Genomic DNA, 12,820 nt, shown 5'->3' with positions numbered 1-12,820 from the left:
CGCTGACGCTGATCCGTGACACGTGCTAGTTTCCGCCATCCGCTGCGGGGGGGCGTGGGCGTCCGCCGTTTCCACGAAACTTGGCAATGGCCGCCAGGAACTCTTCCTTCGTGACGCTTCCGTCCGAATCGGTGTCGAAGCGTTCAAAGTTTTGCGCGATGCGTTCATCGGCCTCGTCTTTGGTGACCTTGCCATCGTGATCTTTGTCCATCTGCGTAAATCGAGCTTCAGGATCAAATCCACCCTGTGGACGGCCTTCGCCCGCGGGACCGCCCGCAGCGCCGTCTTCACCACCCGAACGACGACGGCGACCACCAGGTCCACCCGCAGGGTTCCCCTCGCCGGGTTTCACCGCCGCCAATTCATTTGTCACAGCGGCGGGCGAACTGAGCGGCACGACGTCTGGTGACTTTGGTGCTTCTTTCGCCTGTTCCTTCGCCTGAGCTTCTTCCAGGTCTGAAATTTCCTTCTGGAAGCGCGAATGTGGATTCATGACGACTTCGTCGCCATCGACGAGCCCTTCGAGAATCTCGATGAAGTTTGCGTTGGTTTTGCCAACTTTGATCGCGCGTGCTTCGACCTGTTTTCCAATGACGACAAAGACAAACTGCTTGCTGCCAATCGTAACATTGGCTTGCAGAGGGATCTGCAACACGTCTTCGCGGCGTTCAACCAGGATTTCCGTACTGGCCGTTAGACCAGGGCGAAGCTTATTCACCTTGTCGGATTCATCCATGATCTTGATGACCGCATCGTACTCCTTGATATTGCTGCTGAAGCCACCGGTTGAGCTGGGGACGGAGGCGACCGAATCGACACGGCCGTGAAACGTTTCATCGGAATAGGCATCGACGCGGATGACGGCCGTCATGCCCGGGCGGACCATGCTGATCCGGGATTCATGAATCTTGGCGTTGACCTTCATTTGATCGAGGTCAGGCAGGTTGATGATTGGTTGCCGTTCCCGAACGGCGGACCCCACTTCGATCAACACTTGCTCAGAGGAACGGCCATCGCGCGTGTTCGCGTAGACGACTTGACCATCCTGAGTTGCGAAGATCTTGCAAGCCTTGATTTGAGCCTGCAGCCGTTCGTGCTTGTTGTGCTCGACTTCGTAAGTCAGCTTACGTGCGTGCAGCTCGTCTTTCTTCTGAATCAGAGCGGATCGCGTTCGGCTTTCGGTCCGTTGAATTTCCCGTTTGCACTCGTCGACTTTGGCTCTCAGTTCCACCAACGTCCGATTCTCGGTGTAATCCTTCAGAACCTTGATCTGGCCTTCGACCAGTTTCATGGCGATGACCTGGGTTTCGACGGCGATGCGTTCTGATTCCAGATCGTTCTGCGTGCGGTATCCATTTCGCGCGAGTCGTTTGACGTAGTCATAGCTTTCTTGAGCGCGCGAGAGATTGACTTCGGCGAGCTTCTTCTGGTTTTGCAACTCGTCCTTTTGTTGAACGAGGTCACCGAGTTCGAACTTCTCTAGGTCGATCTCGGCGAGTACCAGTCGCAGATCAGCGGCTTCGGTTTCGCTCTTATTCAAGATCTCTTGAATCAACAGATCTTCGCGCCCCTGGTTGTAAGCAGTCTCGGCTTTTGCGGCGAGGATCTCTTGCTGGGTCTCACGGTCACTGAGGAGTGACGAATCGAGTTCGCAGACAAGATCACCTTCCTTGACGCTGGTCCCTTCGGGCACGATCGAAATGATCGTCGTGGACCCTTCGACCTTACTCGTCAAGACGGCGTTTCGCATACTGTCGAGAGCCCCCCTCTCGACGACCGTAATCTGGAACGTCCCCCTCTTCGCGGTCTCCGTCACCAGACCCTCCGTCTGATCCGGAGTCCTCGTCAGCGCCGTCGAAATCTGAGACCAACCGTATCTGAGATGAGGCCACGCCAGCACGCCCCCCAGGGCCAGACCGGCGATCACTGCGCCGCTCTTCCACGTCGGCTTTCGCCGTCCCAACTGGCGCGGTGCTGTTGAGGCGGACGATGCCGGGGAATGAACTTCGTTTTCCGCGGGGTGTTGCGGCACTGTCGTTTTTGGCGGGAGCTGGTTGGGGAGGGATGGCATTGTCGGACTCGCTGGAGTTTGATGGAGGGTCAGGGGGATCCATGTTCTGGTACAATGGGTCAACCCAGACTCCGCGTTCGTCGATCTCCATGATATCCATATCGCGGTAGATGTTAATCCTGTTTCGCTCGTATGAAGCCCAGATTTGGATCAAATTGTTCTGTGCATTTAAGACTGCGCTGACCGCATTGAGCAGGTTCAAACCGGTTGTTCCCAAGTTCGTGGTACCACCTTGACCCGCTGTTACTGATTTCGGATTCAGGTTGTTGGCAACGTTAATGTCCAACTGAAGCGCTGCTTGGCGCAGGATTTTCCGGGTGGTCTCAAAATTCTGCGCGTTCACTTTTAATTGTCGCCAACTGGTCCGAATGTCATATTTGACTTGATCTTCCAGCAACATGTAGGCGCGTCGTTGCTGCTGATAACTGACCAGTGACTGCCGGTAGGCATTACGAACCTGAACCTGATCTAAAGGCGCCGTCATTTGGACGCCAACCTGAAATGAACTGGCAGCTCCTCGGAAGTCGAGCGGATGGTTACCGACCCCAGGTGTGTTGATATTTCCCTGAGCCACCAGATTTAAGATTGCCTCAAGGCGGTTGGCGGCGACTTCCATATTTCTTCGGGAGTCCATCACGCGGGCTCGCGCGTTCATCAGATCCAGACGGTTCTCGAGCGCTGTGTCAGTGGCTTCATCGAGAGTCATGGTGAAATCGACGAGCTCAATCAGTTCGGCGCGCAATCCTGCTTGAAGCAATCGTAAGGTTTGTACAACCTGAAGCATGTCTTCGCGAGCATCTTTCAGACGACTAAGAATCGTCTTGCGATCTTCCAGTTCGAGGTCATTATTTTGGACCTGTCGCTTCCAGACATCGACTTGCTGTGCGACATCGAAATAGGTTTCACGAACATTGTCGTAAACGAGCATATCGCGGTCAAAACGCGCGGCGACCACTTCGCGCGACTCGTCCCACAGCAATCGTTCCAAGCGCCGCGGCATGGTATCGCGCACGGCCTTGACGTCGTTGGTGACAACGTCGATTCCATCCTGCCCGATCTTTCGAACCAGATCTGCGAATTGATCCACAATGAACCGCAAGGGCTCGATCGCTGGGGTTTCCATGTCGAGTTGCCAGGGTCTCGAGACGAACTTCATCAGGCGATAGTCGAGCACCTTCAGTCGCGGATCGGTCAATTCGAACGGTTTCAGCATGGATGGATCGATCGTCATCTGCAAGTCGACGGGCAGACCGAGGAAAAACTTGTATTGATCGATCTCATCGTCATAGGCTTGTCGCAATTGGCGTTCGCGAAGTTCTGAATTCGTCAACTGTGTTGCGACCTGCAAATAGTCAAGTGTCGTAACACCGATTCGAAGCTGGCTGTAAATTTCGCGAATGGCCGACTGGTAACTGGCATCGTCGCTCAGCGCGAGCAATTCGTCGCGTTCCCGCTCCGACATGACGTCGCTATCTTTCCACCTCAACCGATGCGTCTCGGGCGTGTAATCGATTTTGGGCGACAGGCTTTCCGGGAATCGAATTCCATCAGGAAGCGCATCCATGTTCAGACGGCGAAATGGCATTTGAGTCAACAATTCCTTCAAACGCTCGGATTGCGATCGAAGGTAGTCCACGTTTTCACGCTGGTTCAACACCTGCTGCAACTGATACAGCATCCCCAGGTAACCAAAGATTCCGCCGCCCTGCGCGGCGGCCGACGAGACCGTGTTCCCCGCAGCAATTGTGGCGCCGGCGTTTGTGCTGATGACGGTCGGGTTCGCAACGCTGGCCCCCGTCGAACCCGAGATCGCGGACGGCGAACTGCCTGATCCCCCGTTGGTGTTGACCACGGTGTCGGCGAAAAATAAGCGGCGATAGCGGGTCAAAAGACGGGTATTGTAAAGCACGTTACGTTCACTGAACGTCAAGTTCTCGAGAAACAGCTTTCGACCTGCGCCCGCCAGCAAGGGCTGAACCAGCGAATACGAGAGCAATGATTGCGATGTGGTGGCTTGTTGGCCTCCCGAGAACAACCACAGGGTGTTGTTTGCCAGGCCCACGATCCATTGCCCGCCGGTGGGCAGAATCTGACTGACCCCGCCTGCCGTGGTAAGCCCCAGTGTATTGCTAACCCCTGGCACTGTGCTGTTTGTCAATACGCCCGACGGCACCGATGTGCCTGGAAGAGCCGTCGTGGGCCGCGTCGGTGCCGTGCCAAGCAGATATCGCACTTGGAACTGATACTGGTCCAGCGACAATTGCAGTGCGGACAAGAACAAGTTTTCGAGCTGCGTCTGATAGTCGCGGCTGTGGATACTGGCGAGCTCAATCGCTTGTGGCAGCGTCAAGTTTTCGATTGTTGGGACGAGGCGAATCGACGATTCGGTGGGAAGCTTGGTGGGGTCGTCTCCGACCGACACACCATCCGACAACATGTAGCTGTCGTGGAATGTATCTGGAGCGACTCCGAAGTTGGCCAGCCATTGGGGATTCTCGACGGTCATCGACTGCCCGAATTTATGCCAGCTCTTATATCCCCGCATGCCATTGACCCACTCCATGTACCGTGACGCGGCAGGATCATCGGGGGGCAGCATCGGCTTATCGCGGTCATCAACATCATAGAACCGGCTTCGTGGATCCGGTTCGACGGATGTGCGCGGAATGACCCAGCGAGGATCAAACTGCTTTTGACTGAGGAGGTTGTAGGCGTCGAAATCTGCCTGACTGCGCCAGAAGCTACGTGAGCAACCGCAACAGCTCAGCCAGCCGAAGGCGATCAGCACCAACCAGACAGGAGGGCGAATGGACGATGATGGCGGACGAATCGAGCTCATCGGGCTGGATCCAGACTGGAATGCAAGGGAGGACGTGTCGGCCGAAATATTGGCAGCTTGAGGCGAACGCAGCATCATGCAGCCTCCTTGTCACGCGATTCGTTACGTGTCACGGAGCCGAGTGACAGCAACATTCGCCGTAAGGCAAATTGTGGCGTCGCGGGATCACCCGTGGGATCGGAAAGATCCGCTCCAGACGGCACCTTGTCGGTCGACGGCACGACCGGTGGCGTCACGGCCGGAACAATGACCTGACGAAGCGCACTCACAAAGGCGGGTTCCAGGCTGCTTCCAAGCCGTTGCAGCAGCGTGAACAACCGGGCTTGGTCATCAAACGAAATCCCCTGAAATAGGCGCGCGGCCCAGGCGGAACGATGGGCTTCTACCGATTCCAGCTTGGTACGCCCCGCCGCCGTGACGAGGAGAATGCGTTTCCGCCGATCAAACTCGCTACGCGAACGGCTTACCAATCCGTCACGCTGCATGCGCTCGATCAAGGTGCTGACGTTGGATTCGGATTGACCTAAGCTGTCTGCCAGCTCCGCTTGCGAACAACCACCGTCCCCGGCGCGAACCAATGCCGACAACACGGCATGGCGACCTTCCGTCAATTCGAAATGACCGAGCCAGTCATTGAAACGAAAGCGAGCAATCTGGGCGGCGCGAAGCAGTCCGTCCATCAAAACGGCTGAATTGTCGGATGCATTCATCGCGCGAGACTGACCGTCAGGGCCCATTCCGTCATTCCTGGCACGAAGTCATTGAGCGTCGTAAACCGAGCTGGTGGAATGTTTTCGAATTGGAAATGACCGGCGTCCGCCGCGGACGGCCTTACGCATCAATGCGCGTCCAAATGAGGTGGCAGGGGCGTGCATTCAGCGCAAACGAAAAAATCCATCAACTCCGCCAGATTGATTCGTCTGGAAATCGTTCGCATCTGAAGGATTTTTCGATGCGACAGGAAGATTTCACCTTAACCCCAAAGCCTACCGAACCGCCATGAACTGCCAGCAAGCAAGGGGCAGAAGTCAAACTTCAGCGGTCGTAGTCGGAAAAGTGACACCTTGAGAACCGGCCAAGATTGCCGAGAGCTGCGTCGATGATAACTTCCGCGGGGACGCTGTGCTGGTGGGACAGCGTCCCCGTTGTCCGGTTGACGAAAGACGCGCGTGACGAAAATGTTTCGTCGGTGGAAATCGCAGGGCCATTCCTCGAAAATGGGGAAACGCTCTGGTGAGCCTGAACGAGCGAGATTCCCAAATCGCGTCTTGCCCTTGACTGCGACGGAATACTTGTGAAGCAGGGATTGCGCCACTAGCATATTTCCGTGGCTCTGTCGATAAAATGACGATCGGCAAGCATTTCGACCTCCACCGTTTGTCGGATGACAATCCCATGAGTGACCTGTTTCATTTGGAACTGACGGATCGTCAACGTGAATTGCTGGTCCGCGGTCTGCGTTTCGTGCGAAGCAGTCGGATGCTTGAGATTCGCGACACGCCTGACAAGATCGCGGAAGAGCGTAAAGACGAACTCAGCGAAATTCGCCAGCTGGTCGAGATGCTTGATCAGAAATCGGGACGCGCGACGCCGGTCAATTCTTGATCCTCGCGTGGGAGGATGGTGATCGTTAACGATATTACCCGCCCGTGTTCGGCAGCGCACCTCGTCGTCTTGCTTACTCGCGATTGAATTTCACGTCGAGTGGCGCTCGCCGTGTTTTCGTATTGTTCCCGTGACTAAGGTCACGATGGGACGAAATGGTGAAGGTCCAATTCGAATCGGACCAACGATTGTTGCGGACCTCGAAGTCGGAACGGTGCGCAAAGTTCCTCCGCTTTCTTACTCACCCAAATTCTCAAGGGTGATCGTTCAGAAGCGCCGCGCGATGTTCGTCGTGATCGCGGCTTCATGAGGTACGTGGACGAGGTGACAGGGTTCTTCCCGATTCGACCTCGCCGCTGAGTCCGATGTCCTGACTCGGCTTCGACGGTGATTGAGACAGGCGTTGTCGCCGAACTGAACCGCATGGTTTGGCTGACTGACATTGAACGTCAGCGAGTGACGGATGCGTGCGTCACATCCAGCCCCCCTGAAAGCCCGCTTTTCGCAGGCCGTTCACGATGTAGGGGCAGTGCCTGGTCAATTGCCAGATCAAATTCGACCGATAGTTTTCGATCATGAGAACGATCGGAACCTGATCGATACCGTAGTGCCACGGTGAAATCCAAAACGGCTGATCAGCTCTGATGGCAGGATGGGTCGGGTTATAAGAAGCCTTGAATCCGTAGGGGCCTGTGTGCTTCAGTTCCACATCGTGAATCAGGAAATCGATGGCGGGAAGCACAATTTCCGGTGCGAACGGTAGCGACGCAACAACGGCCCAAGGTGCCAGCGTGCCGTCATCGGGCCCGTTGGGAACTCCACGTGCTTTGTAATCGAAGAACTTACGTTCAATCCCATTGATCTTTTTCGTGCCGGGACCAGGGCCATCGCTGGCGGTGATTCCCCAGCAGTGCTCGCCATATTCCTCAAATTTCAGTGGGTTATCGATGGCGTACTTCTGCTGAACCAAAGTCGCCCGTCGGCTATTTTCAAAATAGTCGATCCCCTTGCCCCGCATGAAGGCGTCCTGAATTTTGCGGAAATCGATCCAGAGATGCGACATTTGATGAATGAACAAGGGACCTGCGGACAAATATTCGATGCCATAGTGAGAGGCCCATTCATAGGACGATGCCCATGCCGTGTAACAGTCATCCGTAAGTGGGTGTGTGGGCGAACCCAAACCGAGGACATACAACAAGAGCGCTTCGTCGTATCCCTCCCAGCGGAACTTGAGAAATCCCGATTTCGGCTTCCAGCCGTGCGTGACCGTTGCGCCGCGGTTTTGTGCCCAACGCCAGTCGACGCGCTCATAGAGCTTTTCGGCCAACTGCCCAATCTCTTGTTCCGACGGAGTCTTCGCACTGAAGTAGAGTGCCGCGACCAGAATTCCGGCCATTAAGATTGCGGTGTCGACGGTCGACAATTCAGACTTGACGGCACGACGGCCGGTCTGCATATCAAGAAAATGATAGTAAAATCCGCGATGGCCGGTCGCATCGGGCTCTGGACCCTGATGGCTATTCCAGAAGAAGCGTAACGTGGTCAATGTTCGTTCGATGGCCGCTTCACGGGTGATGAACCCTCGCTCGACAGCGACCGGATACGCGGTGAGTGCCATCCCAACTGCGGCGATACTGGCATGCCAGTTCGGCGATGTCCGATCAACAACCAAACCGTTTTTCGGATTGGTTTCATGAAGGATGTATCGAAAGGCATCGCATTGAAGTTCGTCGAGTTCGGAGGCGACGACGGTTCGTTGTCTGCTCATACCCGAAACCGTATCGGGTGAATGGGATGGTCGTCAATTGCGGGTTGAGATCTTATCGGACCGACGACATCAGACAGCCACCTCGCAGGAGTGCGTTGATGCGATTGGCGCCGAATACGATCGTGTACCACCTCGTATTAGGTCGCGCTAAAGTCCACCTGCCCTGCTTTTACGATGCTCTGAACCCGCTCACTCTTCGTCCTCGGCCATGCGCGCGGCGGAGATGATCTTGTGTTGTTCGTTCGGCGGTACCGGTTCGTAATGACTGAACTGCATGGTGTATGAACCTTGGCCGCCCGTCATGCTGGATAGTGAGCGGGCGTAGGTCATCAATTCAGCCAGAGGAGCCCGCGCATGGACGGTCTGCATCCCGCCAGGAAGTGAGTCCATCCCTTCCATTCGACCCCGGCGTGTATTCAGGTCGCCGGTGATATCGCCCAGCTTCTCGCCTGGGACGGTAATTTCCAGATGCATGATTGGTTCGAGCAGTGAGGGTTTGGCGTTCTTGAAAACGTCGCGGAAACAGTTGCTCGCCGCCGTGCGGAAGGCGGCTTCATTGCTGTCGACGGGGTGATCCTTCCCGAAGAAGAGGGCAACCGCCAGATCCTGGACTTGGTAACCTGCCAGGACGCCTCGTTCCATTCGTTCGCGCACGCCCTTTTCGACGGCGGGGATGAATTGATTGGGAACGGAACCACCGGTGACGCAGTCGAGAAATGCGAAATTCAGCTCGGAATCGTAGTGGTGTGAACGCAGGCTCTCGAAATGCTCACGCGTGAAATAGGTACTGGGGTCGATGTCTTGCGGCAGCGCGTACAATCGCAAATGAACCTCGGCAAACTGACCGGAACCACCCGACTGCTTCTTATGGCGGTAGGAGCCTTCGGCACGACTGACGATGGTTTCTCGGTAGGGAACTTTGGGAGCATGCGTGACGACATCCACCTTATCCCGTTTGTGGAGCCGCTCCTGCACGATTTGCAGATGCAGATCGCTCATTCCTCGCATGACCATTTCGTGCGTCTGCGGATCGCGGGTGATTCGGAACGTCGGGTCTTCTTCTTCGATCTTGTGCAGCGCGCCCGAAATCTTCTGCTGATCGGAACGGCTTTTCGGTTCGACGGCCAGACCGATCATGGGAGTGGGGAAGATCATCCGGGGCAGCGTGACGCCTCGATCACCGTTGACCAGGGTGTCCCCCACCTGAAATTCATCGATCTTTGCCACGACGACGACATCGCCCGCATGGGCCTCGTCGACGGTTTCGACGTGCCCACCTTGCACGTCAAGCAACTGGTGGATCTTGACCCCACGCCCCGTGCGCATGTCTTTGACCATCGAATCCTTCAGCAGCCGGCCTGACATCACGCGAATGAAGCTCATCTTCGACACGAACGGATCGATCCGCGTCTTGAAGACCTGAGCAACGAACGGCGCATCTTCGGCGGCGGCCACTTCCACATCCACACCCGATTCTTCCGTCGCGTGCCGAACCAGTTCCCCTGGCGCCAACGCGAAGTCCGTGATGGCATCCATCAACTCAGGCACCCCAATCCCTGTTTTGGCGCAGACGCACAGGATGGGTATGAGTGCTCCCGAGGCGATGGCTTTGCTGACCCCGCCCAGGACTTCATCGGAGGTCAGTTCGATTCCTTCGAGATAGCGTTCCATCAGTTCATCGTCGGTCTCGGCAATGATGTCCATGACCGATGAACCATACACCGCCGGATCAACAATAGAGCCGTTCTTCCCTGCGTGGGAGGTCAACGTACTTTTGACCGCATGAAACTTGGTGCCGATACCACAAGGAACATTCATCGGCACACAATTCTTGCCAAACGAATCTTGAATCGATTCAACGAGCCGGGCGAAGTCGATGTTTTCCTGGTCCAGTTTATTGATCACGATCATGCGCGCCAGGTGGGCCTGGCCAGCAAGTTCAAACGTGCGTCGCGTGTTGGCTTCGATTCCCGCCGTTGCACTCATCGTGATCAGCGCCGTCTCGGCCGCGCAGATCGCGCTGATCACCTCGCCGACGAAATCGGGGTATCCGGGCGTGTCGATGACGTTGACGCGCAACCCATGATGTTCGAAATGCACCATGGCCGACGAGATCGAGAAGTGATGCTGCTTGGCCTCTTCGTCCGTATCGAGCAGACTGGTGCCATCATCGACGGAGCCGGCTCGGGAACCGACTCCCGCCTTAAACAGCAATTGATCGGCGAGCGTTGTTTTTCCGACGGCACCATGGCCGACAAGCACAATATTGCGAATTTGCTCCGATTTGAACTTAGACATGAGAACCCCTTTCGTCGATTGGCGCGAGCTGTCGAACAAGAGAAAGGACGTCTCTTCCATTCTGGCCGCCCAAAATCGAGAATTCCAGAGGCATCTTCCGTAGTGGAGGTGGGCCGGACCCAAGATTGGTAGGAAACCAATTCACACCTTGCGGTGCCCGTGGCACATTGATCCAGCCGGGAGAGAACTCGAGTCTCAGGTCCCGCGGACACTGCCGAACAATTCGATCTGCATGCGGGGGCAGAATCGATGTCCGAGTCGCGCGGCGGCCGGTGCAAGCCAGATCGCCTTTTCGACCAGATCGGATTGTTGCGTTCCCTGAGGCATCAGCCAGACGCACTCGCGTGGTACCTCGGGAAATCTCGCGAGATATCGGACGATCTCGTCCAAATCGGCGGGTTGATCGACGACAAATTTCAATTGAAACCGCGACGCGTTCATCAACTGTCGAATGACGTGGGGCTGATCGCGATCACGATCATGGCGTTCTCGCCAGCGGGCGGAGGTGAGCGGCGTCGAGTTCGACAGCTTCGGGCTGATCGACATCAGATCCGACTCGACGGGACGGAAGACGGTTCCCGCCGTTTCCACGGTCACCACGCGGCCTTCCCGACGCAGCGCTTCGGCAAGGGGTACGATTTCGGGCTGCAACAGCGGCTCACCGCCCGTCAGTACGACATGCGCGCAATCCACGGCCAACACCTCGCTCAGAACGTCTCGCCAATCGCGAATTGGCCCCTCGGCCCGGAACGACGTGTAAGGGGTGTCGCAAAACCAGCAGCGCAGGTTGCACCCCGTCGTTCGTACGAACACCGACGGCGTTCCCGCGAATTCACCTTCTCCCTGAATTGAATGAAAGACCTCTGCGATTCGCACGTTATTCGTCGTCTGGCTCGATCATGGGGCAAACTTCGCTGTGGGGCCCCAAGGGACCCCATGCGGGGAAAGAGACATCTTCGCCGCTCGGACGTCTGGACGAAAGGCCAAGACGCGAATCTCCACGGATCGCATCAAAGTCGACAAGTGGATTGCGCGTGAAACACGAAATTCGTCACGCATCAAATCGTGTCAGACACTTCCCTGTCCCCTTTGGTTGGACGGTCCGCAACGTCTTGAGCGCCCCATGGCCCACTCCAGCAAGATCTGCCGGTTCCGAAGGCGGATTCCGACAGATTTTGGAATTGCTGCTCCATCCTGATGTGAAGATTGCGGCAAAGTCGCCTGAACAGGCACACACGTTCACTGGCCGAACTACGTGGAGTCGGTTGACGTTGCGGGCTGAAGGGCATTCCGTCATGGACCTTCAGAGGTGAGCCGATATGCAGGATGAGTCGAATTGTCCGCGCAAAAATCGCGCCGGGCTGGAGTGGGATGTTCCAGGGCCATTCGACGGACGGACCGCAGAGGTTCAACAGAACACAGGATGTGACTGGAGCGAGACGATGAGCGGAGCTGCATGGCAGAAGGTCCTCTTGACCGGATTGGCTTCCGTCGGGCTTTCGAGTGTGGCGTGTGCAGGAGGTCCATTCCCCTACACACGTGCCTGGTACGCCGAGCGTGCTTGCGATCCCCCGGGTGCCCGGCAGGTCGAATCACACGGAAAACTGTGGCCACCGTATCCCCGCCCCGTCGGCCGTAAGGCAACCGCAGCACACACTTACCACTACGCCCACTATTGGCCCCATCCGCACAATTGCGAAGACCAATCGTACATGCGGAACCTGCTCGATCTGCAGGCCGCAGGGGGCTGGGTGACCGCCACGACGTTGCACGACTACCACTTCAACGCCGACACTCAACAGTTGACCGACGGAGGTCGAAACCATTTGCTTTGGGTCGCCCAAACGGTCCCCGCCCAGCATCGGACCGTCTATGTCGCACAGGGTGGTACGGCGGAAGTCGGGCAATCGCGCGTCGAACTGGCGGAGCAGTTCTATCGAGAATCGGGGATTGTGAATCCTCCCGTGATTCTGGCGCGATTCGATTCGTTCGAAGGGCGGCCAGCCGTCGAAGTGGATCGCATCCGCCAGCTTGAGCTACAGAGTATTCCACGTCCGCGACTGTTCTACATCGGGGCCGCGACGGCGGGGGCCGGAGCAGGTGGTGGGGTGCCCGGGGGTGCGGGTGGACCAACCGGTGGAGCGGGTTCAACGACAACCGCGAACCCAACGAACGGTCCATCGCGTTAGGGGCACAGCGACGCTGTCGCTGGAAGTGCCGGGGTTTCGGCAAGGCC

General features: G+C 56.7%; 9 protein-coding genes. 3 read left to right on the top strand and 6 right to left on the bottom strand.

All coding sequences use genetic code 11. From position 1 onward, the window contains the following. Window positions 1–25 precede the first annotated feature (25 nt). From OSO_RS0139500 to OSO_RS49215, 3 genes are all read right to left on the bottom strand, one after another. Window positions 26–1,750, bottom strand: coding sequence for an efflux RND transporter periplasmic adaptor subunit (locus OSO_RS0139500; RefSeq protein ID WP_010588225.1), 1,725 nt, complete (start codon window positions 1,748–1,750; stop codon window positions 26–28). Next, a complete protein-coding gene (locus OSO_RS0139495) occupies window positions 1,725–4,910 on the bottom strand; it encodes a TolC family protein (RefSeq protein WP_157606200.1) in 3,186 nt (1,061 codons plus the stop codon). The genes OSO_RS0139500 and OSO_RS0139495 overlap by 26 nt, the downstream gene beginning before the upstream one ends. 74 nt (window positions 4,911–4,984) lie before the next feature. Continuing rightward, window positions 4,985–5,647 carry a MarR family winged helix-turn-helix transcriptional regulator gene (locus tag OSO_RS49215; protein ID WP_010588223.1) on the bottom strand — a complete coding sequence of 221 codons (663 nt, stop codon included), beginning with the start codon at window positions 5,645–5,647 and terminating at the stop codon, window positions 4,985–4,987. A gap of 362 nt (window positions 5,648–6,009) precedes the next feature. Here OSO_RS49215 and OSO_RS51240 point away from each other — a divergent pair, with 362 nt between their 5' ends. Both OSO_RS51240 and OSO_RS0139475 read left to right on the top strand, forming a co-directional pair. Next, window positions 6,010–6,147: a hypothetical protein gene (locus OSO_RS51240; RefSeq protein ID WP_157606197.1), complete on the top strand. Its 138-nt coding sequence runs from the start codon at window positions 6,010–6,012 to the stop codon at window positions 6,145–6,147. Between the two features lie 158 nt (window positions 6,148–6,305). Then, the gene (locus OSO_RS0139475; protein ID WP_157606195.1) at window positions 6,306–6,515 is read left to right on the top strand and encodes a hypothetical protein; all 210 of its coding nucleotides are present in this window, start codon (window positions 6,306–6,308) and stop codon (window positions 6,513–6,515) included. A gap of 472 nt (window positions 6,516–6,987) precedes the next feature. On the opposite strand, the gene OSO_RS0139465 is transcribed toward OSO_RS0139475, so the two are convergent. From OSO_RS0139465 to OSO_RS0139455, 3 genes are all read right to left on the bottom strand, one after another. Beyond that, a complete protein-coding gene (locus tag OSO_RS0139465; protein WP_010588220.1) occupies window positions 6,988–8,286 on the bottom strand; it encodes a glucoamylase family protein in 1,299 nt (432 codons plus the stop codon). 189 nt (window positions 8,287–8,475) lie between these two features. Then, window positions 8,476–10,584, bottom strand: a complete 2,109-nt coding sequence (locus OSO_RS0139460) for an elongation factor G (RefSeq protein WP_040593997.1) — start codon at window positions 10,582–10,584, stop codon at window positions 8,476–8,478. A gap of 195 nt (window positions 10,585–10,779) precedes the next feature. Continuing rightward, window positions 10,780–11,460, bottom strand: coding sequence for a 7-carboxy-7-deazaguanine synthase QueE (locus OSO_RS0139455; protein ID WP_010588218.1), 681 nt, complete (start codon window positions 11,458–11,460; stop codon window positions 10,780–10,782). Between the two features lie 566 nt (window positions 11,461–12,026). On the opposite strand from OSO_RS0139455, the gene OSO_RS0139445 reads away from it, so the two are divergent. After that, window positions 12,027–12,773 (top strand): hypothetical protein, encoded by a 747-nt coding sequence (locus OSO_RS0139445; RefSeq protein ID WP_157606192.1) that lies wholly within the window; start codon window positions 12,027–12,029, stop codon window positions 12,771–12,773. The last annotated feature ends 47 nt before the right edge of the window (window positions 12,774–12,820 follow it).

The sequence above is a fragment of the Schlesneria paludicola DSM 18645 genome, from assembly GCF_000255655.1.
GTDB lineage: Bacteria > Planctomycetota > Planctomycetia > Planctomycetales > Planctomycetaceae > Schlesneria > Schlesneria paludicola.
The sequence above is the reverse complement of the archived record's forward strand: the minus strand, read 5'-3'. Positions and strand labels throughout refer to the sequence as shown.